23 protein-coding genes and 1 pseudogene are annotated in these 22,293 nt (G+C 71.4%); 7 read left to right on the top strand and 17 right to left on the bottom strand.

What is annotated here, in order from left to right; translation table 11 throughout:
- From ACFWYS_RS45440 to ACFWYS_RS45425, 4 genes and pseudogenes are all read right to left on the bottom strand, one after another.
- Positions 1–812 (bottom strand): annotated as a pseudogene (locus ACFWYS_RS45440) (ATP-dependent helicase); the annotation flags it as partial.
- A gap of 137 nt (positions 813–949) precedes the next feature.
- Positions 950–1,537 carry a sugar kinase gene (locus ACFWYS_RS45435; RefSeq protein WP_384782713.1) on the bottom strand — a complete coding sequence of 196 codons (588 nt, stop codon included), beginning with the start codon at positions 1,535–1,537 and terminating at the stop codon, positions 950–952.
- Positions 1,534–2,700: an ROK family glucokinase gene (locus ACFWYS_RS45430; RefSeq protein ID WP_384782711.1), complete on the bottom strand. Its 1,167-nt coding sequence runs from the start codon at positions 2,698–2,700 to the stop codon at positions 1,534–1,536. Before ACFWYS_RS45430 ends, ACFWYS_RS45435 begins: the two co-directional genes overlap by 4 nt.
- A gap of 213 nt (positions 2,701–2,913) precedes the next feature.
- Positions 2,914–3,651: a GntR family transcriptional regulator gene (locus tag ACFWYS_RS45425; RefSeq protein ID WP_384782715.1), complete on the bottom strand. Its 738-nt coding sequence runs from the start codon at positions 3,649–3,651 to the stop codon at positions 2,914–2,916.
- 129 nt (positions 3,652–3,780) lie between these two features.
- On the opposite strand from ACFWYS_RS45425, the gene ACFWYS_RS45420 reads away from it, so the two are divergent.
- Positions 3,781–4,803 (top strand): Gfo/Idh/MocA family oxidoreductase, encoded by a 1,023-nt coding sequence (locus ACFWYS_RS45420; RefSeq protein ID WP_384782709.1) that lies wholly within the window; start codon positions 3,781–3,783, stop codon positions 4,801–4,803.
- A 122-nt stretch (positions 4,804–4,925) separates the two neighbouring features.
- On the opposite strand, the gene ACFWYS_RS45415 is transcribed toward ACFWYS_RS45420, so the two are convergent.
- From ACFWYS_RS45415 to ACFWYS_RS45405, 3 genes are all read right to left on the bottom strand, one after another.
- Positions 4,926–6,104: a cytochrome P450 gene (locus tag ACFWYS_RS45415; RefSeq protein ID WP_384782707.1), complete on the bottom strand. Its 1,179-nt coding sequence runs from the start codon at positions 6,102–6,104 to the stop codon at positions 4,926–4,928.
- Positions 6,105–6,173: 69 nt separating this feature from the next.
- The gene (locus ACFWYS_RS45410; protein WP_384782705.1) at positions 6,174–6,854 is read right to left on the bottom strand and encodes a response regulator; all 681 of its coding nucleotides are present in this window, start codon (positions 6,852–6,854) and stop codon (positions 6,174–6,176) included.
- Between the two features lie 186 nt (positions 6,855–7,040).
- Positions 7,041–8,297, bottom strand: coding sequence for a sensor histidine kinase (locus tag ACFWYS_RS45405; RefSeq protein ID WP_384782703.1), 1,257 nt, complete (start codon positions 8,295–8,297; stop codon positions 7,041–7,043).
- Between the two features lie 169 nt (positions 8,298–8,466).
- Here ACFWYS_RS45405 and ACFWYS_RS45400 point away from each other — a divergent pair, with 169 nt between their 5' ends.
- Positions 8,467–8,667: a hypothetical protein gene (locus tag ACFWYS_RS45400; protein WP_384782701.1), complete on the top strand. Its 201-nt coding sequence runs from the start codon at positions 8,467–8,469 to the stop codon at positions 8,665–8,667.
- Between the two features lie 55 nt (positions 8,668–8,722).
- Here ACFWYS_RS45400 and ACFWYS_RS45395 read toward each other — a convergent pair whose 3' ends face one another.
- Both ACFWYS_RS45395 and ACFWYS_RS45390 read right to left on the bottom strand, forming a co-directional pair.
- Positions 8,723–9,109, bottom strand: coding sequence for a ribonuclease domain-containing protein (locus tag ACFWYS_RS45395; protein ID WP_384782699.1), 387 nt, complete (start codon positions 9,107–9,109; stop codon positions 8,723–8,725).
- 152 nt (positions 9,110–9,261) lie between these two features.
- Complete coding sequence (locus ACFWYS_RS45390; protein ID WP_384782697.1) at positions 9,262–9,900, bottom strand: dihydrofolate reductase family protein; 639 nt, start codon at positions 9,898–9,900, stop codon at positions 9,262–9,264.
- 174 nt (positions 9,901–10,074) lie between these two features.
- On the opposite strand from ACFWYS_RS45390, the gene ACFWYS_RS45385 reads away from it, so the two are divergent.
- Complete coding sequence (locus ACFWYS_RS45385) at positions 10,075–10,842, top strand: SDR family oxidoreductase (protein WP_384782695.1); 768 nt, start codon at positions 10,075–10,077, stop codon at positions 10,840–10,842.
- A 76-nt stretch (positions 10,843–10,918) separates the two neighbouring features.
- Here ACFWYS_RS45385 and alc read toward each other — a convergent pair whose 3' ends face one another.
- On the bottom strand, positions 10,919–12,034 hold the full coding sequence (alc, locus tag ACFWYS_RS45380) for an allantoicase (protein ID WP_384782693.1): 1,116 nt from the start codon (positions 12,032–12,034) through the stop codon (positions 10,919–10,921).
- A gap of 38 nt (positions 12,035–12,072) precedes the next feature.
- Positions 12,073–13,410, bottom strand: coding sequence for an allantoinase AllB (gene allB, locus ACFWYS_RS45375; RefSeq protein WP_384782691.1), 1,338 nt, complete (start codon positions 13,408–13,410; stop codon positions 12,073–12,075).
- Between the two features lie 268 nt (positions 13,411–13,678).
- Here allB and ACFWYS_RS45370 point away from each other — a divergent pair, with 268 nt between their 5' ends.
- Positions 13,679–14,479, top strand: coding sequence for an IclR family transcriptional regulator (locus ACFWYS_RS45370; protein ID WP_384782689.1), 801 nt, complete (start codon positions 13,679–13,681; stop codon positions 14,477–14,479).
- 100 nt (positions 14,480–14,579) lie between these two features.
- Here ACFWYS_RS45370 and ACFWYS_RS45365 read toward each other — a convergent pair whose 3' ends face one another.
- Entirely contained in the window at positions 14,580–14,873 is a 294-nt protein-coding gene (locus tag ACFWYS_RS45365) for a DUF5955 family protein (RefSeq protein ID WP_384782687.1), read from the bottom strand.
- Between the two features lie 236 nt (positions 14,874–15,109).
- Between ACFWYS_RS45365 and ACFWYS_RS45360 the strand changes: the two genes are divergently transcribed.
- Together ACFWYS_RS45360 and aceB are read left to right on the top strand one after the other, a co-directional pair.
- Positions 15,110–15,712, top strand: coding sequence for an NTP transferase domain-containing protein (locus ACFWYS_RS45360; protein ID WP_384782685.1), 603 nt, complete (start codon positions 15,110–15,112; stop codon positions 15,710–15,712).
- Between the two features lie 210 nt (positions 15,713–15,922).
- Positions 15,923–17,545, top strand: a complete 1,623-nt coding sequence (aceB, locus tag ACFWYS_RS45355) for a malate synthase A (protein WP_384782683.1) — start codon at positions 15,923–15,925, stop codon at positions 17,543–17,545.
- Between the two features lies 1 nt (position 17,546).
- Here aceB and ACFWYS_RS45350 read toward each other — a convergent pair whose 3' ends face one another.
- The 3 genes from ACFWYS_RS45350 to ACFWYS_RS45340 all read right to left on the bottom strand — a co-directional run bounded on the left by ACFWYS_RS45350 (position 17,547) and on the right by ACFWYS_RS45340 (position 19,867).
- Positions 17,547–17,828 (bottom strand): SelT/SelW/SelH family protein, encoded by a 282-nt coding sequence (locus tag ACFWYS_RS45350; RefSeq protein ID WP_384782681.1) that lies wholly within the window; start codon positions 17,826–17,828, stop codon positions 17,547–17,549.
- On the bottom strand, positions 17,825–18,739 hold the full coding sequence (locus tag ACFWYS_RS45345) for a HipA family kinase (RefSeq protein WP_384782679.1): 915 nt from the start codon (positions 18,737–18,739) through the stop codon (positions 17,825–17,827). The genes ACFWYS_RS45350 and ACFWYS_RS45345 overlap by 4 nt, the downstream gene beginning before the upstream one ends.
- A gap of 102 nt (positions 18,740–18,841) precedes the next feature.
- On the bottom strand, positions 18,842–19,867 hold the full coding sequence (locus ACFWYS_RS45340) for a GlxA family transcriptional regulator (protein ID WP_384782677.1): 1,026 nt from the start codon (positions 19,865–19,867) through the stop codon (positions 18,842–18,844).
- Positions 19,868–20,008: 141 nt separating this feature from the next.
- Between ACFWYS_RS45340 and ACFWYS_RS45335 the strand changes: the two genes are divergently transcribed.
- Positions 20,009–20,131, top strand: coding sequence for a hypothetical protein (locus ACFWYS_RS45335; RefSeq protein ID WP_384782675.1), 123 nt, complete (start codon positions 20,009–20,011; stop codon positions 20,129–20,131).
- Between the two features lie 34 nt (positions 20,132–20,165).
- Here ACFWYS_RS45335 and ACFWYS_RS45330 read toward each other — a convergent pair whose 3' ends face one another.
- Both ACFWYS_RS45330 and ACFWYS_RS45325 read right to left on the bottom strand, forming a co-directional pair.
- A complete protein-coding gene (locus ACFWYS_RS45330; RefSeq protein ID WP_384782673.1) occupies positions 20,166–21,059 on the bottom strand; it encodes a DMT family transporter in 894 nt (297 codons plus the stop codon).
- Positions 21,056–22,144, bottom strand: a complete 1,089-nt coding sequence (locus ACFWYS_RS45325; RefSeq protein ID WP_384782671.1) for a hypothetical protein — start codon at positions 22,142–22,144, stop codon at positions 21,056–21,058. Before ACFWYS_RS45325 ends, ACFWYS_RS45330 begins: the two co-directional genes overlap by 4 nt.
- Positions 22,145–22,293 lie beyond the last annotated feature (149 nt).

Genomic DNA, 22,293 nt, shown 5'->3' with positions numbered 1-22,293 from the left:
GGGCCCGGGGGGGGCCCCAGGGGGGGGGGGGGGGGGGGGTTCGCAGCGGGTCGCGGGCGCGGGGGGCGTGGGTGCCCGCCGGGGGGGCGGTCGTCGAAGAGGGCGTACGCCGACAGGTCCAGGCGCAGCGAGATCCGCACGCCCGCGTCCATGCCGGCGGCGACCTCGGCGGCCCAGTCGTGGGCGTCGGGCAGGCGCTGGGGCTCGCGCGCGGCGAAGGGCTTTCCCGAGGCGTGGGGTGCGGCGGGGGTACGGGGCAGGGTGTCGGCGACCGCGTCCAGGAAGGAGCGCATCAGCGCCTCCGGCTCGGGCAGCCGCAGCGGTCCCGGGCCGGTCAGGGGCACCGCATGGCCTTCGTACGGCAGGGCCGCGGCGATCGCTCGCAGGTGCGTGATGTCGTCCGGGTCGAGCGGTCCGGCGCGCCAGGCGTCGTGGCCGGTGGGGGTCAGGCCGGGCAGCAGCCGGCCGCGCGCGGTGAGCCGCAGTGCGTGCAGCGCGGCGGCGCCCCAGCAGGCGGTGGCGGGGTGTGCGGCCGGGTCGCGCCGGGCGCGCACGAGCAGCGGCAGTGCCTCGCCGAGCGGCAAGGACAGCGCGGGGGTGGTCCGGCGGCGGACGCCGGCTCCATGACGTCGTACGACAGTGAGATCCGTGGCGCCTTCGGGGAGCGGGCCCTCCTCGGGATCCCAGAAGGCGATCCGTCCCTCGCGCGGGAGGGACGCGGGCAGGAAGACGGCCGCGAGCCGGACGGGGACCCACTCCCCCGCTCGCTCGGCCACCGCGGCGGCGCCGCTGTGCACGGCCTTGTCGCTCATACGTCCTGTCACCTCCCGCCCATGAGTCGGATCAACCGTCTTCGACTCTACGGGCGGGGTCTGACAATCGGCCCCGGCGACCGGCGCGGGCCGGGAACTCGGGCGGTCAGCACGCGGCCGGCAGCCTCAGCCGGTCATCAAGGGACCGTGCGGGAGACGACGTACACGAACGGATTCTCCGGGTCGGCCATGCTCACGACGATGTCGTGGGTGGGAGCCGGGTTCTTCTGCTCGTGGATGATGCCGTACCAGGGGCCGCCGGCACCCTTCTTGAAGTTCCAGCCGGTGATCTTCTGGTCGCGGGCGCCGATGGCGATCTCGCCCGCCTTCAGGTCGTCCCGGCCGAGCCCCATGGTCGCCAGGTAGGCGTCCAGGTTCTCGTCGGTCGTCGAGAACTGGACGTAGAGTCGGCTGGTCCGCCAGTTGTTGGTCTCGTAGTAGCCGACGTTGTACGAGGGGACCGGGATCGTCACCTGGTAGACGCGGCGCTGCACCCTCGACGGCCAGTGCGGGGTGAGGCCGGTCGCGGAGTACTTCTCCTCCTTGTCCTTGCCGCTCTCGCGGCTCTGGTTGGCGGAGATCACCAGATATCCGGCGGGTACGCCGATGAGCAGCACGATGATGAGCAGGGTGAGCGCCCTGCGGCGGATCATATGGCGTCGGTCCTCGGCCGGCTGCTGCGGCTCGTCCGGGGAATCTGCCTGGCGGGGTACGGTCACGGTCACGCCGACCCCTGCGACCGGCGGGCCTCGGCGAACCGCGCGTAGCGCTCGTAGCGCTCGACCCGGCGCCGGTTGGCGCGGCGGAAGCGGCGGGCGACCAGGCGAGCCAGGTCCGCGGCGCCGACCATGCCGGCCTCGGGGCCGAGCTGGGCCCGGGTGATGCGGGCCTCGGGGCGGTAGCCGCGGCCGGTGAGCTGGCGCTTGAAGGCGTCCCGCGCGGGGGCGATCAGCAGCTCGTCGGCGGCCGACACACCGCCGCCGATGACGAAGCAGGACGGGTCCAGGGCGGCGGCGAGGTTGGCGATGCCGACTCCGAGCCACTGCCCGATGTCCTGGAGCAGTTCGATGCACATCGCGTCGCCGTCGCGGGCCAGCTCGGTGATCATCGGGCCGGTGATGTCGCCGATCTGGCCCTTGACGTGCTCGATGATCCCGTACGCCACCGGGGAGTCGGCGGCGGCCAGCTCCTTCGCCTCGCGCACCAGCGCGTTGCCGGAGCTGTACTGCTCCCAGCAGCCGCGGTTGCCGCACGGGCAGCGGTGACCGCCGGGCACGACCTGCATATGGCCGAACTCACCGGCGACGCCGTACTTGCCGCGCTTGACCTGACCGTCCTCCAGGATCGCGCCGCCGATGCCGGTGCCCAGCGTGATCATGACGAGGTGGTCCTCGCCGCGGCCGGCGCCGAAGCGCCACTCGGCCCAGGCGGCGGCGTTGGCGTCGTTGTCGACCAGGACGGGCACGGCGAGCCGGCCGGCCAGGCGGTCGCGCAGGGGCTCGTTGCGCCAGGACAGGTGCGGCGCGAACAGCACACGGTTGCGTTCGGCGTCGACCCAGCCTGCCGCTCCGATGCCGACGGCGTGCACGTCGTGCCGGTCGGACAGGTCCAGGACCAGCTCGACGATGGTGTCCTCGACGACCTTCGGGCTCTTGGACTTGTCCGGGGTCTCCGTGCGGAGCTTCTCCAGGATGTTGCCGTCGGCGTCTACGACGCCCGCCATCACCTTGGTGCCGCCGATGTCGATACCCACGGTGGGGACTCTGGGCGCCGACAGGTGTGAGCGGCGTTCCCGGGGGCCGACCGTGCGCAGCGCCGGCGCGCGGCGGGAGCCGATGGGGGCGCTGCCCGTCCGGGCGGGGAAAGCGAGGTCGCGGTAGTTGCTCATCAGGGCCGATTGTGCCGCACGCTCACGCTGGGTGCCGAGCGGGGGAACAATGCGCGGATCCTGCGGTCTGCCGGGTGCGGGTGGTTTGTGGTTGCTCGCGCAGGTCCCCGCGCCCCTGCGAGGGCGTTGCCACTCTGGGACGTCGCATTGTCCTGACATTGCTACGTACCAGGTGGTTCGTCGGCCGGGATCAGGCCCGTACAGGCCTCGCGCTCATGACCGTACGAGCAGCTGGAACTCGAACGAGTAGCGCGTCGGGCGGTACGTGTGGGTGCCGTACTCCACAGCCCGGCCCGTGTCGTCGAAGGTCACACGCTGCATGGTGAGCAGCGGGGCGCCCTCCTCCTCGGCGAGGCGTTCGGCCTCGGCGGCGGTGGCCGCGCGGGCGCCGATGGTCTGGCGGGCGCTGTGCAGGGTGATACCGGCGGCCCGCATCAGGCGGTAGAGGCCGGTGGCCTCCAGCTGGGCGGTGTCCAGGTCGATCAGAGCGGGCGGCAGGAAGTTGCACAGGTACGCCATCGGCTCACCGTGCGCGAGACGCAGCCGCTCGATGCGGTGTACGTCGCTGTCCTCGGCGACCCCGAGAGCGGCCGCGACCTCGGCCGACGCCGGGACGACGGTGTTGACGATCACCCTGGTCGCCGGGCGCTGGCCGGCCGACTCCAGGTCGTCGTAGAGGCTGCTGAGCTCCAGCGGGCGCTTGACCTGGCTGTGCACGACCTGGGTCCCGACGCCCCGGCGGCGCACCAGCAGGCCCTTGTCGACCAGTGACTGGATGGCCTGGCGGACGGTCGGCCGGGACAGGCCGAGGCGTGCGGCGAGTTCGATCTCGTTGCCCAGCAGGCTGCCGGGCGTGAGCGCTCCGTGCTCGATCGCGGCTTCGAGCTGCTGGGACAGCTGGAAGTACAAGGGCACCGGACTGCTCCGGTCCACGCTGAGCTCTAGTTCCACGGTCGGGTCCACTTCTGGTTTCGGCACGGCCTGACTGTAGCTCTACGCGTTGTTGACGGGAAGTCGTGTAGTTTGATTGTCCGGACATTTGCATTGACAGCGCGCGCACTGAACGCGCACTTTGTTTCCATGCGCATCGGGGTCATCGGTACGGGCCGGATCGGCACGATTCACGCCAACACACTCAGCAGCCACCGCGACGTCGGCTCCCTGATCCTCACGGACGCGGACGCGTCGCGGGCCCAGGGACTGGCGCACCGGCTGGGCGAGACGGCGGCGCCCGGAGTGGACGAGATCTTCAAGTGGGGCGTGGACGCTGTGGTGATCACCACAGCGACGTCGGCACACGCCGAACTGATCGGTCGGGCAGCACGGTCCGGGCTCCCGGTGTTCTGCGAGAAACCCATAGCGCTCGATCTGCCGGGCACGCTGCAGGCGATCGGCGAGGTGGAGACGGCCGGGACGATTCTGCAGATGGGTTTCCAGCGCCGCTTCGACGCGGGGTACGTGGGCGCGCGCGAGGCGGTGCGCTCCGGGCGGCTCGGGCGGTTGCACACCGTGCGGGCGCTGACCAGCGACCAGGCGCCGCCGCCGGTCGCGTGGCTGCCGCTGTCCGGCGGGCTGTACCGGGACACCCTGATCCATGACTTCGACATGCTGCGCTGGGTGACCGGGCGCGAGGTCACCGACGTGTACGCGGCCGGGTCGGACGCCGGGCCGGTGATGTTCCGTGAGGCGGGCGACGTCGACACGGCGGCGGTGGTGCTCACGCTGGACGACGGCACGCTCGCCACGGCCACGGCGACGCGGCTGAACGGCGCCGGGTACGACGTACGCATGGAGCTGGCCGGGGAGTTGGACCAGATCGTGGTCGGGCTGGACGACCGTACGCCGATCGCCTCCACCGAGCCGACCGGGCCGCCCGCGGCGGACAAGCCGTGGTCGGGGTTCCTGGAGCGGTTCGGACCGGCCTACGAGGCGGAGCTGAACGCGTTCGTGGAGGTCGTGCGCGGGGAGCGGGCCAACCCCTGCGACGGGCGGGAGGCCCTGCAGGCGCTGCGGATCTCGGAGGCGTGCGAGCTGTCGAGACGCGAGCGAAGACCGGTCGTGCTCGGCGAGCTTCCGGGCGGGGCCCAGACCACGGCACTGTGAAGGGTCTGACGACTGTGTAGGGCCCACGACTGTGCAGAGCCTGTCGACTGTGCGGAGCCTGTCGACTTTGCAGGGCCCGGCGGCTGTGCAGGGCCCGGCGCAGGGCAGCGGCGCTCGCGCGGCTACCAGCGCACCGGCAGGCTCCGCATCCCCCGTATCAGCATCCCCGGCATCCATTCCCCCGGTGGGCCGTCCAGCGCCAGGTCGGGTGCGCGCTCCAGGAGGGAGCGCAGGGCCGTGCGCGCCTCCAGGCGGGCCAGCGGAGCGCCCAGGCAGTAGTGGAGGCCATGGCCGAAGGCGAGGTGGCCCCGGGTGTCCCGGTGGATGTCGAAGGTGTCGGGGGCCGCATAGCGGGCGGCGTCCCGGTTGGCCGCCGTGAGACCGACCATCACCGCCTCGCCCTTCTCGATGTGCCTGCCCGCGATCTCCAGGGGCTCGGCGGCATAGCGGAACGTCGCCGTCTCCACCGGCCCCTCGTGGCGCAGCATCTCCTCGACCGCGCCGTCCAGGAGCGTCATGTCGGCGCGCAGGGCGGCGAGTTGATCCGGGTGGGTGAGCAGGGCGTGGACGCCGCTGGTGATGAGGTTGACCGTGGTCTCGTGGCCGGCGATCAGCAGGATGAAGGCCATGCCCCGCAGTTCGTCCGGGGAGAGCCGGTCGCCGTCCTCGGCCGTGGTGCGGATCAGGTCGCTCAGCAGGTCACCGGTGGGTCCGGCGCACCTCTTGTCCTCGATCAGGCCGGTGAAGTACGCGGCGAGGCCGGTGAAGGCGGCGACCTCACTGCCCGGACCGGTCGGCGCGATAGCCTGCGTCGACATCCTGCGGAACTCCACGCGGTCCATCTCGGGCACGCCGAGCAGCTCACAGATGACGGTGAGCGGCAGCGGGTAGGCGAGTGACTCCACCAGGTCGGCGTGGCCCCGGGGCAGCATGGCGTCGAGCAGTTCGTCGGTGATCTGCTGGATCCTGGGCCGCAGCCCTTCCACGCGGCGCATGGTGAAGGCGCGCGCGATGAGCCCGCGCAGCCGGGTGTGCTGGGGCGGATCGGTGGCCAGCAGGTTCTTCCCGATCATCTCCTCTTCGAGCGACTTCAGGCCGATCTTGGCGCCGTCCTTGGACAGCCGCTGATCGGCGAGCGCCGCGCGTGCCTCCTCGTGCCCGACGACGAGCCAGACCTCGGACTGCCAGTCGGGCAGTAGCACCCGGTGGACCGGACCCTGCTCGCGCAGGCGCGCGTACACAGGATGCGGGTTCACCCGGAACCCGTCCCCGAACTCCCCCAGGTCGATCACTTCCGCCACGACGCTCCCCCTCGCCCGTCCACTGCCGCTCCCACTCCCCACCACACCGAGAACGCACGGGAGTCCCGACTAGTGCCCGTCCCCGTCCGGTTCCTCCAGCAGTCCCGCGTCGTACGCCAACAGGGCGATCTGCACACGGTTGTTGAGGTCGAGCTTGGCCAGGACGCGGGAGACATGGGTCTTGACGGTGGCGACGCTCATGAACAGCTCGGCGGCGATGTCGGCGTTGGACAGGCCCCGGCCCACCCCGACGGCGACCTCGCGCTCACGGTCGTTGAGGGCCGTGAGCCGCTCACGCGCGCGTGCACGGCGGGTGTCGGCGGCGGCGCCGGCCGCGTGGTTCATCAACTGGCGTGTCACGGTGGGCGACAGGACCGGGTCACCGGCCGCGACGCGCCGCACGGCGTCGACGATCTCGGCGGGCGGCGTGTCCTTGAGGACGAACCCGGCGGCACCCGCGCGCAGCGCGCGCAGTACCTGCTCGTCGGCGTGGAAGGTGGTCAGCAGCACGACCTGCGGGGCGTCCTTGCGGCCACGCAGCCGCTCGGTGGCCGTGAGGCCGTCGACCGACGGCATCCTGATGTCCATCAGGACCACGTCCGGCCGGGCGCGGTCGACCAGTGTCTCGACCTCGGAGCCGTCGGCCGCCTCACCGACGATCTCGATGTCGTCGGCGCCGCCCAGCATGAAGGACAGGCCGGCCCTGACCAGCGGGTCGTCGTCGACGAGGAGGAGTCTGATCGCAGTCATGTCCCTTACGTAATCACGGTTGTACGGCGTGGAGGTGCCGGTCGGCGAGGAGTGCCACTCGGGCTGGCCGGTTCACTGCGTGACGTGCGCCGCGGCACCGCACGCGCGCGTGGCGCCGGAACGGCCGGTGCCGCAACGGCCCGTCCCGGGGCGGCCGTTGGCCGCGCGGGGTCGGCTCCCCGGGTGTCACCCCCACGGCAGCCAGGCCCGCACCTCGAACCCCCCGTCCGACGCCGCGCCGTGCTCCAGTCTGCCGCCGGTCAGCGTGGCCCGTTCGGTCAGGCCGATCAGGCCCTGTCCGGAGCCGGGGACATGGGGAACCTCGCCGTCGGGCGCGGGATTGCGCACCCCCACCGACAGGCCCTCGCCCGGCCCGCCGGTCACCGTCACCGTGACCTCGGTGCCGGGGGCATGCTTGCGGGCGTTGGTCAGGCCCTCCTGGGCGATGCGGTAGGCGGTGCGGCCGACCGAGGCGGGCACGGCGGCGGGGTCGGTGACGCGCTGGTCGAGGGTGACCTTCATGCCGGCTTCACGCGACTCGGTGACCAGTGCCTCCAGTGCGGCGAGGGTCGGCTGAGGGCGGCCGGAGTCGTCGGGCTCGCCGGCCCGCAGAACGCCGATGATCTCCCGCAGGTCCTGGAGGGCTTCGTGGGCGCTCTCCCGGATGACGCCCGCCGCCCGCGCGATCTCCTCGCGGGGCGCGTCGGGCCGGAACTCCAGTGCGCCCGCGTGCACGCTGAGCAGCGTCAGGCGGTGGGCGAGGACGTCGTGCATCTCCCGGGCGATGGCCTCGCGGGCGAGCCGCTGTGCCTGTTCGGCGCGCAACTGCGCCTCCGTCTCGGCGCGCCGGGCCCGGTCACGCAGGCTCAGCATGAGCTGGCGCTTGGAACGGACGACCATGCCCCAGCCGACCACGGCGACGGTCAGCGCGGCGGCCAGGACGAGCGCCCAGCCGTATGGCACGTCGGGGTCGGGACGGAACCAGAAGTAGAGCGGGTTCAGGGCCAGGGACGCCCCGGCCATCCAGGCCACGTACCGGAAGGGCCGGTGCACGGCGAGAGTGAACATGACGACCAGGAACGCGCCGCCCGAAGTGCTCGACACGGCACTGATCGGGACCATCGCGACGGCCAACCCGACCGGCCAGCGGCGCCGCAGCCAGACCGCGGCGCAGGAGAGCGCGCCCAGCAACTGGTCGAAGGCGGCGTAGCCCGGCGGAAGGTCCTCGCTCCTCAGCGCGTCCGCGGCCGTCAGCCCGATGAACACGGCCAGCAGGAAGAAGGAGAAGTCGACGGCCCAGTCGCGCGCGGTGCGCCGGGGTCGTCGCCCGGAACGCTCGGGGTCGGCTTCCAACTCCTTGACCAGGGCGGAGGGCAGCAGCCAGCGCCGCCCCGCGAACGCCTGCGGTGCGGGCTCCGGCTTGTCACGACTCACGGTCGACAAATCTACGCAGTACCGGCCTCCGGCGCGCCTTCACGCGCGAGATCGACGACCAAAGTCGCGGCCTCCGAGACCTTGGTCGCCGCAGGCCATCCGGAACGTGGACTTCCGACGGCCCTGGCTCGCCCCGCGGCCGATTGGCGTGGGGGGTTCGCGGGGCGAGGGTCATGGCATGAAGCAGTTGCTTGAGTTTCTCGGCGTCATCGCCCTGTTCCAGGGCGTCGCAGGTCTGCTGAACGAGTTCACCGACTGGCACTGGGGTCTCGTCCAGCGGATCGGCTTCCTCGACGGCTTCGAGATCTACGTGAGCGTCACACTGCTCGTGCTGGCCTTCGCGCTGTTCGCCGTCGCCAGGAGCCAGAAGCCCGGCTGAGCGCGGACATGGCTTGCGGCCGGTCCGCGGGCCGGGCTTCTGGCCGGTCGCGGGCTCAGCAGCCGTAGTTGACCAGATCGAACGACCTGTAGTGGTCGGCCGTGTAGTAGTCCTCCTGGCTCTTCTCACCGGTCACGATGCGGCGCGCACCGCGTGTGGGGGAACCCGGCGTGATCACCGTGTACTCGTGGTAGTACCCGGACGACTGGCTCGGCAGGATGCCTTCCCGGTTCGAGAAGACGGTGCCGTCCTGGTCGTAGGGGAAGGGGCCGCCCTGCTCGATGAGGTCGAGCGTGTCGTGTGCCTGGGACGGCAGAGCGCTGTAGCAGATGCTGCCGACCGCGGCGGCCGCCGGGGTGGCAGTGACGGTGCCGCCGACGAGGAGGGCGGACAGGACGGCGGCTGCTGCGCCGATGCGGGTGATTCGTGGGGGGAATCTCATGGCTTCATGATGACGCGCGTAGACAGTGGCATGTCAATGTCAACGCTGGAGATTTTCCCGGCAAGTCCGATGAGTTTTCGGGAAGTTAACGTGCGCCCCGGCGTCCTCACCCGATCTCCATGACCTTGGGCGAGAACGCCGTCGGCGGATGGTCACGCGTCCCCGGAGAGCTCGTACTCGCCCGCGAACGAGCCGTACTCGGGGCGGCCCACCCGGTCGTACGAGTGGATGGCGACGCCGGTGCTCGTGGTGCGGGCGCCGGTGTGCCGGAAGGCGGTGGGCGCGGAGCCCTCCGTGAACAGACGGTGCCCGGCGCCGAGCACGACCGGGAAGGTCAGCACATGGAAGGTGTCGACGAGGTCGTGCGCCAGCAGGGACCTGACCAGGGCGCCGCTGCCGTGCACCTGGAGTTCGCCGTCGGTGCGCTCCTTGAGGGCGGTGACCTCCTTGGCGAGGTCGCCGCTGATCACGGTGGTGCCGGTCCACTCGGGGTCCGTCAGCGTGGAGGAGGCGACGTACTTCGGCAGTCCGTTGAGCTTGGACGCCACCGGGTCGGCGGGGTCGGTCACCTTCGGCCAGAAGGCCGCGAAGATGTCGTACGTGCGGCGCCCGAGGAGGAAGGCGGCCGGGCGGGTGAAGACCTCGTTGACGAACTGGCCGAAGTCGTCGTCGGCGTAGGGGAAGCTCCAGCCGCCGTGCTCGAAGCCGCCGCGGGTGTCCTCCTCCGGGCCGCCGGGTGCCTGGTAGACGCCGTCGAGGGTGACGAAGATGGTGGAGACGAGCTTGCCCATGAGGGGTGCCTCTTTTCGGGGGTGCGGTCTGTTGTCATCACCTCAGACCGCATGGGCGCCCGCAACTCATAGGTGGGCCGGGTGCCGCGTCACCGGGCGCCGGCCGGGAACGGGCCGCACCTCGGTGTCCGTTCGCCGCCAGCACTTCGCCCCGTGCGGCGCTGGGATGGACGTATGACAACCACTTACGGATCCACGACCAGCACTTACGGAACCCTGCTCGGCAAGGTCGCCCTCGTCACCGGCGGCAGTCGCGGCATCGGTGCGGCCACGGCGCTGCGGCTCGCGCGGGAGGGCGCGGACGTCGCGGTGACCTATGTGAACGGCAAGGAGGCGGCCGAGGAGGTCGTGGGCGCCGTCCAGGCGCTGGGGCGGCGGGCCGTGGCCCTGCGGGCGGACGCCGGGGACGCGGACGAGGCGGAGGGCGCGGTGGGGCGTACGGCCGAGGTGCTCGGGGGCCTGGACGTGCTGGTGAACAACGCCGGCGTCGGTGTCCTGGGGCCGCTGGAGGGCCTGTCGCTGGCGGATGTCGACCGGGTCCTCGGTGTGAACGTCCGGGGCGTCTTCCTCACCTCACGGGCGGCGGCCGTTCGCATGGGTGCCGGGGGCCGGATCATCACGATCGGCAGCTGTATGGCGCAGCATGTGCCGGGGCCGGGCGGGACGCTCTACGCGACCAGCAAGTCGGCGCTCATCGGCCTGACGAAGGCGCTGGCCCGTGAGCTCGGCCCGCGCGGGATCACGGCGAACATCGTGCACCCCGGGCCCATCGACACGGACATGAATCCGGCGGACGGCCCGTATGCGCTTGGCCAGGCGGAGATGACCGCGCTGGGGCGGTTCGGGACGGCCGAGGAGGTGGCCGGGATGGTGGCGTATCTGGCGGGCGCCGAGTACGTCACGGGGACCGAGTTCGCGGTGGACGGCGGCCACGCGGCGTGAGGTGACGTGGGGCGCACGCGTGAGGTGACGTGGGGCGCACCGGTGCTGTCCGGGCGGGCCGGTGCGCCCCACGGGTTCAGCCGCCCAGCTCCTGGTGTCGCGCCGCCAGCGCGGTCGTGCCCTGCTCGGTCAGTGAGCCGTGCAGGCGCAGGCGGGAGATGCCGCCGTCCGGGAAGATGTCCACGCGCGCGTGCGTGCCCACCGCGGGGGTCGGCAGGACGAAGCGGTGGTTGGTGTCGGGCTGGAGGCGGGTGCGCGGGAGGATCTCCGTCCACTCCCCGCTCTCGCCGTCCTTCACCGACACCGACGCCCAGCCCGCGCTGTTGCCCTTCAGATACGCCGTGTCGATCTCGACCGCACGGATCTGGGACTGGGCCACCAGCCGGTAGCTGATCCAGTCGTTGCCCTGGTCGCGGCGCCGGCGGGTCTCCCAGCCGTCGTCCATCTTGCGGGAGCGGCCCGGCTGGATGGTGTTGGTGGCGGGCGAGTAGAAGAGGTTGGAGGCGTCCTCGACCTGGCCGCCGTTCTCCAGGGCGACCACGTCGAAGGTGCCCAGCACCGACAGCCACTCGGGGTCGGGTACGACCTCGCCGTACACGCGCAGGCGGGCGATCCCGCCGTCGGGGTGCTGGTTGACGCGCAGGTGGGTGAAGCGCTGCTCGGCCGAGACGGCGAAACCGTTGGCCGCGTGGCCGCCGACCGGCGTGCGCGGGACCAGCGTCGTCCACTTCACGTCGTCGCCGAGCAGTTCCTCGGGCGACGGCGAACCCGGCACCGACGCGCCCTCGACGGACACCGCCTGCGGGTAGTTGCCGCGGAAGTGGGCCGTGTCGACGACGATGCCGCGGATCACGCCGGGCGCACCGAGCCGCACCAGCGCCCAGTCGTGGTCCTCGGCCGTCGGCCACGGGTGCTCGGCGGAGGCACCGCGGCGCCGCCGGGTCTCCCAGCCGTCCATGATCTTGCCCTTGTGCCCGAAGTGCTCGGGGTCGAATTCGGCCCGCTCGGGCACCAGCAGGTTCTCCCGCTGGGCGAAGAACTCGTCGTTGGCGGCGATGACTCCGGCGCCCAGCCGGCGGTCGGCGAGGTTGGCGTACTGGGTGAACGGGAAGTCGGCGGTGCGGTAGTCCGCGTACGGGTCGCCGCCGCCGTAGGGGTTCGCGTCGCCGGTGAAGCTGGGTATCGCCGTCACGGTGATCAGGTCTGCCTTTCGAGATCGATGGGTGGGTGTCAGTCGGTCCGGGTGAGGAGTCGCCCCTTCGGGTCGGTGAACTCGCCGTCCGCGACGATGCGTTCGCCGCGCAGCCAGGTGGACTTCACGACGCCGTACAGGGTCTTGCCCGCGTACGCCGTCACACGGTTGCGGTGCTGGAGGGCGGCCGGGTCCACGGTGAAGGTCGCGTCGGGCGCGAGGACCGCGAAGTCGGCGTCGCGACCCGCCTCGATGGCGCCCTTCTGGTCCAGCCCGACGAGCTGCGCGGTCCGCGCGGACATCCAGCGGACGACGTCCTCCAGGCCGTGTCCGCGCCTGCGGGCCTCGGTCCACACGGCCGCCAGGCTCAGCTGGAGGCCGGAGATGCCGCCCCAGGCGGTGGCGAAGTCGTCGGTCTTCAGGTCGGCCGTGGAGGGCGAGTGGTCGGTGACCACACAGTCGATGGTGCCGTCGGCCAGCGCCTGCCACAGCAGGTCCTGGTTGGCGGACTCACGGATCGGCGGGCAGCACTTGAACTCGCTGGCGCCGTCCGGGACTTCCTCGGCGGTCAGGGTGAGGTAGTGCGGGCACGTCTCGACGGTGATCCGTACGCCGTCCCGCTTGGCCTCGGCGATCAGCGGCAGCGCGTCGGACGACGACAGGTGCAGCACGTGCACGCGCGCGTGGAGGCGTTTCGCCTGGGCGATGAGCTGGGCGATCGCCGTGTCCTCCGCGTCGCGCGGGCGCGAGGCGAGGAAGTCGGCGTACTTCGGGCCGGCCTGCTGCGGGGCGGCCTGCAGGTGATGCGGGTCCTCGGCGTGCACGATCAGCAGGCCGCCGAAGGAGGTGATCTCCGCCAGGGACTGGGCGAGCCGGTCCTGGTCGAGGTGCGGGAACTCGTCCACGCCGGACGGCGACAGGAAGGCCTTGAAGCCGAAGACACCGGCCTCGTGCAGCGGGCGCAGGTCCTTGACGTTGTCCGGCAGGGCGCCGCCCCAGAAGCCGACGTCGATGTGCGCCTTGTCGGCGGCGACGTCCTTCTTGGTACGGAGGTGGTCGACCGTGGTGGTCGGCGGGAGGGAGTTGAGCGGCATGTCGACGAGGGTGGTGATGCCGCCGGCCGCCGCCGCGCGCGTGGCGGTCCAGAAGCCCTCCCACTCGGTGCGGCCGGGGTCGTTGACATGCACGTGCGTGTCGACCAGGCCGGGCAGCAGGACGTCGTCGCCGAGGTCCTCCAGCCGGGCGCCGGACGGGACTTCGGCGTCGTGGGCGAGTACGGCGGTGATCTTTCCGCCGGCGACCGCGACCGAGGCGGCGCGTGTCCCCTCGGGCGTGATGACGCGCGTCGAGCGCAGCACCAGTTCAGCGTCGGACACCCGGACCCCTCTCTGCCGCCTTTGACCTCCGCGCCGCGTTTTACTTCCGCGTAACGGAATTCAACTTTCTGTTGAAGGAGTCTTCACTCCCGCTTCCACGTCGTCAAGGGCACACTTCTCCACAGTGCACCCGTTGCGCACACTCTGGACGTTTCCACAAAGCGGAATTAGAATTCCAGCAAGCAGAACGTAGCTACCTACAAGCGGGGAGTCAACCGACCGACGGGTAGGCTTCTTCCCTCCCAGCCGGTCCCGAAAGGAACGCGCCGTGCCGACGTCCAGCGCCAGCACCACCGACTCCGCCAAATCCAACGCCAGTGGCGGTGTCCAGTCCCTTGAGCGCGCCTTCGACCTGTTGGAGCGGATGGCCGACGCGGGCGGCGAGGTCGGCCTGAGCGAGCTGTCCGCGAGCAGCGGGCTGCCGCTGCCCACCATCCACCGCCTCATGCGGACGCTCGTCGCGTGCGGATACGTACGCCAGCAGCCCAACCGCCGCTACGCCCTCGGCCCCCGGCTGATCCGCCTCGGCGAGTCCGCCTCCCGGCTGCTCGGCACCTGGGCCCGCCCCTACCTCGCCCGGCTGGTCGAGGAGACCGGCGAGACGGCGAACATGGCACTGCTCGACGGCGACGAGATCGTGTACGTCGCCCAGGTGCCGTCCAAGCACTCGATGCGCATGTTCACCGAGGTCGGCCGCCGTGTGCTGCCGCACTCCACCGGTGTCGGCAAGGCACTGCTCGCCTCGTTCCCGCCGGAGGAGGTGCGGGCCCTGCTGTCCCGCACGGGTATGCCGGCCGCCACGGAGAAGACGATCACCACGCCGGACGGCTTCCTCGCGGCGCTGGAGGACGTACGGCGCAACGGCTACGCGGTCGACGACAACGAGCAGGAGATCGGCGTGCGCTGCCTGGCCGTCTCCGTCCCCGACTCCCCCACCGCGGCGGCGATCTCCATCTCCGGCCCGGCCGGGCGGGTCACCGAGGCGGCGACGGACAAGATCGTGCCGGTGCTGCAGCAGGTGGCCGACGAGCTGTCGGAGGCCCTGGCCAGCCAGAACCCCACGTCGTGACGCCGAGCCGGGTATGAGCACGCTGTGACGCCGAGCCGGCCATGAACACGCTTCGCCGGACCGGCTCTCCAAGGCCGGTCCGGCGGGTCAAGCCCCAGCCCTAGCCCCGCCCCCGCGGAGACTCCCCGAACAGATCCACGGCGTTGCGGACGGCCGACAGTCCTCGGGACAGGGCGCTCACGGATCCGATCGCCCCTGCGATCAGGAGCAGCGACCTGCGCAGCCGGGGCGTCTCCGGCACTCCGTGGATCGTCATCGCGGCCAGCGCGGCGAGTTCGTCCTCGGCGATGCCGCGGTCCGGGAACTCGGCAGGGTGCGCGGCGAGTTCGCGGCGCAGACGGGACACCGCCGTCCGCAGTTCCGCCACCCTCGGGTCCTCGTCGCTGCCCGTCACCGGCCTCTGTCCCAAGCTCCGCAACACAGCACTCCCCCCTCGCACGCCGTTGTGCGCCAGTAGTCCCGCTCCCCCCTCCGAGCACCCCTCGCGTCGGCCGGGCGCCGGAGACGCGGGTCAGTAAACGCCACCCGATGCCGATCCGCCACCACGCGGACGGAAATTCAGTCGTTGGAAGTCGGGCGCCCGTTCAGGTGTCAGGTATGCAGGACGCATGACTGAGAAAGACACGGCTCATGGCTGAGCGGGAAGCCGCCCCCGTCGTCGGTCTGCTCCTCGCCGCCGGCGGTGGACGACGGCTCGGCGGACGCCCGAAGGCGCTGCTCCGGCACCGCGGCCGCCCCCTCGTCGAGCATGCCGTCGGGGTACTGCGCGAGGCGGGCTGCACGCGCGTGCACGTGGTGCTGGGCGCGCGGGCCGCCGCCGTACGGGAGCAGGCCGAACTCGGCGACTGCGTACTGCTGGAGAACCCGGACTGGGCCGACGGAATGGGCTCCTCCCTGCGCGCCGGGCTCGGCTCGCTCGCGGGGACGGGGGCGCGGGCGGCACTCGTCTCGCTGGTCGACCAGCCGGGCATCGGGCCGGAGGCGGTGTCCCGGGTGCTGGCCGCGTACGAGGGCGAAGAGTCGCTCGTATCGGCGGCCTACGACGGGGTACGCGGGCATCCCGTGCTCTTCGGCGCCGCCCACTGGGCGGGCATCGCGGCGACCGCGACCGGCGACCGCGGGGCACGCGCCTATCTGAAGGAGCACGAGGGCGCGATCCGGCTCGTCGAGTGCGGGGACGTGGCGGAGCCGTACGACATCGACACGGAGGCCGACCTGAGCCACCTTGAGTGAGCGGGGTGGCACTGAGCGCCACCTTTCCTCGACTCAGAGAATCTCGATATCAACAAACGATTGAACTTCCACCATGAGGAAACTAGTATCCACTGTTCAGAAGCGCCCGACCGCTCCGCGGGCGTAGTTCGTCCTATACGGGAACACTGGCACCCGGTGCCAGAAGCTCGACAGCTCGTCCACGTAGCTCGCTGAAGGAAGTGACAGCTCATGTCCGCACCAGCGCCGTCCCCGCTGGCCATCGTCGACGCCGAGCCCCTGCCGCGGCAGGAGGAGGTCCTCACGGAGGCGGCCCTCGCCTTCGTGGCCGAGCTGCACCGCCGGTTCACGCCCCGGCGTGACGAACTGCTCGCCCGCCGCGCCGAGCGCCGCGCCGAGATCGCCCGCACCTCCACGCTCGACTTCCTCCCGGAGACCGCCGCCATCCGCGCGGACGACTCCTGGCGGGTGGCCCCCTGCCCGCCCGCGCTCCAGGACCGCCGGGTCGAGATCACCGGCCCCACCGACCGCAAGATGACCATCAACGCCCTCAACTCGGGCGCGCGGATCTGGCTCGCCGACTTCGAGGACGCCTCCGCGCCCACCTGGGAGAACGTCGTCCTCGGCCAGGTCAACCTGAGCGACGCGTACACCCGGAACATCGACTTCACGGACCCGAAGTCCGGCAAGTCGTACGCCCTGCGCCCCAACGACGAGCTCGCGACGGTCGTCATGCGCCCGCGCGGCTGGCACCTGAACGAGCGGCATCTCCAGGTCGACGGGCAGCCGGTGCCCGGCGCCTTCGTCGACTTCGGCCTGTACTTCTTCCACAACGCCCAGCGCCTGCTCGACCTCGGCAAGGGCCCGTACTTCTACCTGCCGAAGACGGAGTCGCACCTGGAGGCCCGCCTCTGGAACGACGTGTTCGTCTTCGCGCAGGACCACCTCGGCATCCCGCAGGGCACCGTCCGCGCGACCGTCCTGATCGAGACGATCACGGCGGCGTACGAGATGGAGGAGATCCTCTACGAACTGCGCGACCACGCCTCCGGGTTGAACGCCGGCCGCTGGGACTACCTGTTCTCCATCGTCAAGAACTTCCGCGACGGCGGCGCCAAGTTCGTCCTGCCGGACCGCAACGCGGTCACGATGACGGCCCCGTTCATGCGCGCGTACACCGAACTCCTCGTCCGCACCTGCCACAAGCGCGGCGCCCACGCGATCGGCGGCATGGCGGCGTTCATCCCGTCCCGCCGGGACGCCGAGGTCAACAAGGTGGCCTTCGAGAAGGTCCGCGCCGACAAGGACCGCGAGGCCGGCGACGGCTTCGACGGCTCCTGGGTGGCCCACCCCGACCTGGTCCCGATCGCCATGGAGTCCTTCGACAAGGTCCTCGGCGACAAGCCGAACCAGAAGGACCGGCTGCGCGAGGACGTCCACGTCGAGGCGGCCGACCTGATCGCCGTCGACTCCCTGGACACCAAGCCGACGTACCCGGGCCTGGTCAACGCCGTCCAGGTCGGCATCCGCTACATCGAGGCGTGGCTGCGCGGCCTCGGCGCGGTCGCCATCTTCAACCTCATGGAAGACGCGGCCACCGCCGAGATCTCCCGCTCCCAGATCTGGCAGTGGATCAACGCGGGCGTCGAGTTCGAGAACGGCGAGCACGCCACGCCCGAGCTCGCCCGCAAGGTCGCCGCCGAGGAACTGGCGAACATCCGCGCCGAGATCGGCGAGGAGGCCTTCGCGGCCGGCCACTGGCAGCAGGCCCATGACCTGCTCCTGGAGGTCTCCCTCGACGAGGACTACGCGGACTTCCTGACGCTGCCCGCGTACGAGCAGCTCAAGGGCTGACCTACTCCTGCGACGCCTTGTCCGAGTGGCCCAGGGACTTTCCCGGGGCCACTCGGTCGCGTACGGCCTGCTTGACGGCCGTCGGCTCGGGGAAGCCCTGCTCGCGGCGGTCCCAGACCACCTCGTCGTCCACCCGGACCACGAAGATCCCGCCCTTGCCCGGCTTCAGGGCCAGCTCGGACAGCTCCGCCTCGAAGGTGGTGAGCAGTTCCTGCGCCAGCCAGGCCGCGCGCGGCAGCCATCTGCACTGGGTGCAGTACTCGATCTCGACACGGCCGCTCATCCGAGGTGCACCGACCAATCCTGTTCCGCGGCCGGTTTGCCGTGCAGGTCGGGGACCTGCTTCAGCCACCTCGGCCGGCCCTGCTGTGACCTCGCCGCCCGGAGGGCCTCCTCGGCGGCGAGTTCCTCCCGGGTGGGGAAGTCGGTGGGGAGCCAGGCGGCGGACGCCCGCACGCGCGCGTGGAGGTGGGCGACATAGGCCGCGCGGGCCTCGTCCGGCGTGGCGAAGCCCGGCTCGTCGGCCAGCCAGGGATCCGGCACCTCGGCCACGATCCCGCGCAGCAGTTCCTCGGTCACCTTGGGCGCCAGCTCGGCGTCCGCGGCGCGCACATCGGGGGCGTAGTGGCCGAGGGCGTGATGGCGGAAGTCGTACGCCTTCCCGGGGTCCGAGCCGTCCCAGCGGTGGTGGAAGACCAGGGCGGCCCCGTGGTCGATCAGCCACAGGCGCGGCGGCACCGTGCCGAGCGTCGGCCAAATCATCAGGTTCGAACTGTGCACCGTACGGTCGACGTTCGCGGTCAGGGCATCCAGCCAGACGATCCGCCCGGCCTCCAGCGGGTCCGCCCGGAAGGTCTTGGCGACCTCGGGGGTGAAGTCCCGCGCGCCCGGCAGGAAGTCCATGCCGAGGTTGATCCCCGCGCTGGCGGCATGCAGCTCGCGCACCTCCTGGTGCGGCTCGCTGTCCGCGATCGCGGGGTCGAAGTGGACCAGGACCAGCTCGGGGAAGCGCAGCCCCAGCGCACGGGCCAGCTCACCGACGATCACCTCGGCGACCAGCGCCTTGCGGCCCTGCGCGGAGCCGGTGAACTTGACGACGTACGTGCCCAGGTCGTCGGCCTCGACGACTGCGGGCACGGAGCCGCCGGACCGGAGGGGAACGACGTAGCGGGTAGCGGCAACCTCTCTCAGCATCTTCCGCCTCCAGCTTCCGGCATGAAGTGAACATAGTAACGAGGCGTGACCGCCGGGGCGGAATACCGAGCCATCGCGCCGGGGCGGCGCAGCGGCCGGCCGTCACCCCGACGACCGTGCGGTCTCCTCGCCGGACACCGTCCAGGGGCCCGCAGTGACGGTACGGAACCCCCGGCGGTAGGCCGACGGCGAGGTGCGCATGATCTTCGAGAAGTGGTGCCGGAAGGTCACGGGGGACTCGAAGCCCACGGCCGCCGAGATCTCCTCCACCGAGGCGGGCGAGGTCTCCAGCAGCGGCAGGCTCGCCCGCACCCGCTGCGAGATCAGCCAGCGCATCGGTGAGCTCCCCGTGGCCCGGGCGAAGTGCCGCAGATAGCTGCGCTCGGACATCCGCGCCTCCCGGGCCAGGGCACCCACCGTGACCGGCTCGGACAGATGCTCCAACGCCCATGCCATGCTGCGCGGGACTCCCTCGTCCTGGGACGGCGCGGGCACGGGCGCCTCGATGTACTGTGCCTGACCGCCGTCCCGGTGCGGCTGGATCACCAGGCGCCGCGCCACCGCGTTGGCCAGCTCCGTCCCGAAGTCCTTGCGCACCAGGTGCAGAAACAGATCGAGAGTGGCCGCACTGCCCGCACCGGTCAGGACATCGCCGTCATCCACGTAGAGCGGATACGGATCCACCTCGACCCGCGGGTGGCGACTGCGCAGCAGGTCGGCCCAGCGCCAGTGGGTGGTGGCCGGCCGGCCGTCGAGCAGCCCGGCCGCCGCCAGCGTGAAGGCCCCCATGCACGTCGACACGATGCGCGCGCCGGCGCGGTGTGCCGCCCGCAGCTCCTCGATGAGCGCGCCGGACGGCGGCACGTCCAGATCCGCGCTGCTGGGCACGATGACCGTGTGGGCCGAGCGCAGCTGCCGCAGCCCGTACCGCGTGGTCAGCACAGCGCCTCCCGCCAAGGGCACGGAGGAGGGCTGCTCCGCGCAGAGGCGCAGTTCGTAGTGCGCGGGGGTCAGATCGTTCAGATACGGGCCGAACACGGCTGTGACCATCCCGATCTCGAACGACGAGGTCTGATCGGTCACCAGGGCGGCGACGCGGTACGGAGGGTTCGGCTTGCGCTGGATCATCCGTCGCTCCTCTGCAAAAGGCCACGGCACTCTCTGGCGGAATCTTAGCGAAGAGTGTCATTGCCGCCACTGTTCTGAGGTCGGCCTCCGCGGGATCGTTACAGACAGCAGTGCAACGGCAAGAGAGAGGCAGGGACGGACATGCGCGCACTGGGCATCGCCTGCAAGCGCTTCTTCCGCGACGTGTGCTACGGCATCGACACGGGCCACGCGATCCGCCACGGCCTGAGGCCGGCGCCCCAGCCCAGCCGCGGGACCCACTGACGGGGCTGACAGGGGCTGACTGCGTCGGTCCGGCCTAGCGGCCGGGCGCGAGGGTGTTTCCGATGGAGGCGGCCACGACCGCCACGATTCCGGTGATCTGCCAGGCGGAAACCGCCTGGCCGAGCATCACCAGCCCGAACACCGCGGCGACGGCGGGCTCCAGGCTCATCAGAATCGAGAAGCCCTGCGCCGGCATCCGGCGCAGGGCTTTGTTCTGCAGCGAATACGACACGACCTCGCACAGCACGGCGACGCCGAGACATCCCAGCAGCACCCGGGGGTCGAGCAGCGCGGTGCCGGAGGTGGTCACGGCGAGCGGAAGGGTCAGCACCGCGGCCCATGTGGTCGCCGGCGTCAGCCAGCGTCCGTCCTCGGTCCTGCGGCCCAGGGTGGAGGAAACCATGATGTAGCCGCCCCAGGACACCGCCGCTCCGATCGCCAGCAGCACCCCCGCGAGCCCCAGCGGACCCGTCGCGTCGGTCAGTGCGGTGAGACAGACCCCGACCGCGGCGAGCCCCGCCCACAGCAGACCGCGCATGCGCCGGGTGGAGAACAGGGCGATCGTCAGTGGGCCGGTGAACTCGATGGTGACGGCGACTCCCAGCGGCAGCCGGTCGACGGCCGCGTAGAACGCCAGATGGTGCAGGGCCAGCAGCGTCCCGATGAGCAGGACGAGCCCGAGCGTGCCGGAGTCACGGAAGACACGCGGAGACACTCGCATGACGACGAGAAGAACGACGGCCGCGAACACCAGCCGCAGGGCCACCACGCCCGCCACGCCCGCGAGCGGGAACAGCAGTTTGGCCAGGGCCGCGCCCAGTTCCAGGGCGACGATGCCGCCGAGCACCATCGGCGTGGGCGCGAACCCCGGTACCCGGGCCGCGCCTTCGGGCGCCGTGACCTGCTTCTCCTGCTGCTCTCCCCTCATGCGGCGGACCGCGACGGTACGTTCCGCAGTCGGGTCCTCAGCATCAGCATGCGTGCGCACCTTTCCCGTATGCCGTCGGCATGGAACGGGCTCAGCAGATCCGGCAGTTCCTTGTCGATCTCGGCGTCGCCCTCCGCGGTGAAACGGATCTCGCCGTCCGCCCGGACCTGTACCCCGTCGAGCACGGCCCACCGCTGGTTGAGCTCCACCGCCCGTTCCCGGGACATCACCGAGGGCAGATCCAGGTCGATACGGCCCGAGGAGATCCGCACCGGATAGCCGCCGGGCAGGCCCGAAGGCCCCGGGAGGTTCACCTGTGCCTCACGCTGGTCGAGCAGGCCGGACACGAGAAGGGCCGTGGCATGGCCGCCCACCGCGTTCAGTTCGGACCTCGGGGTGTCGCGCTGCGCGCGCAGGGCCTCGGTGACGTCGGGTACGGACACTCCGTCGAGCCAGGCGAGCGCCTCCTCGTCGGGGCGGTGCGGCGCGTGCAGGTGCACATGGTGCCCCAGCACCCGCAGCGAGCCCTGCCCGCCGCCGGCTCGCAGAGCGGCCCGGAGCGAGGCCGCGATCGTCAGGACGTTGCCCGTCCCGCAGAACACCGGAAGGCCGAGGGACTTCAGCACGGGATTGACCGCGTCCGGGAAACAGGCGTTCACGAGCAGGGCCTGCGGATGTACGTCGGCGATCGCCTCGGCCAGGGTGAGGGCGGGCAGCGACTGCAGCGGCAGGGTCACGCCGAATCCCGCCCCGGCCACGAGGTCACTCCATGCCGAGGGCGCCCGTGTGCCCTCCCACGGTGACTGGTGCGAGGCGCAGTTGATAACGACAGCGGGCTTGACGCGCGCCAGCACGGAACGGAACACCTCGGCGGAGTACTCGGGTGCCGGCAGCGCCCGGAACGCCACGTCGGCCCCGCTCAACGCGGCGCGGGTGTTGGCGACGTAGCAGACCTCGGCAGCGTTGTGCGGCGTACCCGACAACAGGGTCACGGCGCACCGCTCCGGGGCGGTCGTGGCGAGGGACGAGCAGATCGCCCGGGTGAGCGATCCGACGCCGACGATCAGAACGTCGCGACTGGTCAAGGGAGATCCTCGGTTCGTGGGGCTTACGTTCGTGGGGCTTACGGGGCGTGAGAGCGGTGTGCGGGCCCCCGCCGGGCCCGGCCCCCACCGCGGCTCCAACCAAGCGGCGGAGTGCGGTTGCTTCAGCAGGTCGCCCCGGCAGGTGCCCG

The organism is Streptomyces sp. NPDC059010 (genome assembly GCF_042740355.1).
Classification (GTDB): Bacteria; Actinomycetota; Actinomycetes; order Streptomycetales; family Streptomycetaceae; genus Streptomyces.
The sequence above is the reverse complement of the archived record's forward strand: the minus strand, read 5'-3'. Positions and strand labels throughout refer to the sequence as shown.

Bases quoted from the DNA above. Each gene is read 5' to 3' on its own strand.
- ACFWYS_RS45420 (WP_384782709.1), top strand. From the start codon at position 3,781: ATGCGCATCGGGGTCATCGGTACGGGCCGGATCGGCACGATTCACGCC.
- ACFWYS_RS45340 (WP_384782677.1), bottom strand. From the start codon at position 19,867: ATGATCCAGCGCAAGCCGAACCCTCCGTACCGCGTCGCCGCCCTGGTG.
- ACFWYS_RS45350 (WP_384782681.1), bottom strand. From the start codon at position 17,828: ATGAGCGGCCGTGTCGAGATCGAGTACTGCACCCAGTGCAGATGGCTG.
- ACFWYS_RS45360 (WP_384782685.1), top strand. From the start codon at position 15,110: ATGGCTGAGCGGGAAGCCGCCCCCGTCGTCGGTCTGCTCCTCGCCGCC.
- ACFWYS_RS45335 (WP_384782675.1), top strand. From the start codon at position 20,009: ATGCGCGCACTGGGCATCGCCTGCAAGCGCTTCTTCCGCGACGTGTGC.
- ACFWYS_RS45410 (WP_384782705.1), bottom strand. From the start codon at position 6,854: ATGACTGCGATCAGACTCCTCCTCGTCGACGACGACCCGCTGGTCAGG.
- ACFWYS_RS45395 (WP_384782699.1), bottom strand. From the start codon at position 9,109: ATGAGATTCCCCCCACGAATCACCCGCATCGGCGCAGCAGCCGCCGTC.
- ACFWYS_RS45390 (WP_384782697.1), bottom strand. From the start codon at position 9,900: ATGGGCAAGCTCGTCTCCACCATCTTCGTCACCCTCGACGGCGTCTAC.
- aceB (WP_384782683.1), top strand. From the start codon at position 15,923: ATGTCCGCACCAGCGCCGTCCCCGCTGGCCATCGTCGACGCCGAGCCC.
- ACFWYS_RS45400 (WP_384782701.1), top strand. From the start codon at position 8,467: ATGAAGCAGTTGCTTGAGTTTCTCGGCGTCATCGCCCTGTTCCAGGGC.
- ACFWYS_RS45385 (WP_384782695.1), top strand. From the start codon at position 10,075: ATGACAACCACTTACGGATCCACGACCAGCACTTACGGAACCCTGCTC.
- ACFWYS_RS45330 (WP_384782673.1), bottom strand. From the start codon at position 21,059: ATGAGGGGAGAGCAGCAGGAGAAGCAGGTCACGGCGCCCGAAGGCGCG.
- ACFWYS_RS45345 (WP_384782679.1), bottom strand. From the start codon at position 18,739: ATGCTGAGAGAGGTTGCCGCTACCCGCTACGTCGTTCCCCTCCGGTCC.
- ACFWYS_RS45430 (WP_384782711.1), bottom strand. From the start codon at position 2,700: ATGAGCAACTACCGCGACCTCGCTTTCCCCGCCCGGACGGGCAGCGCC.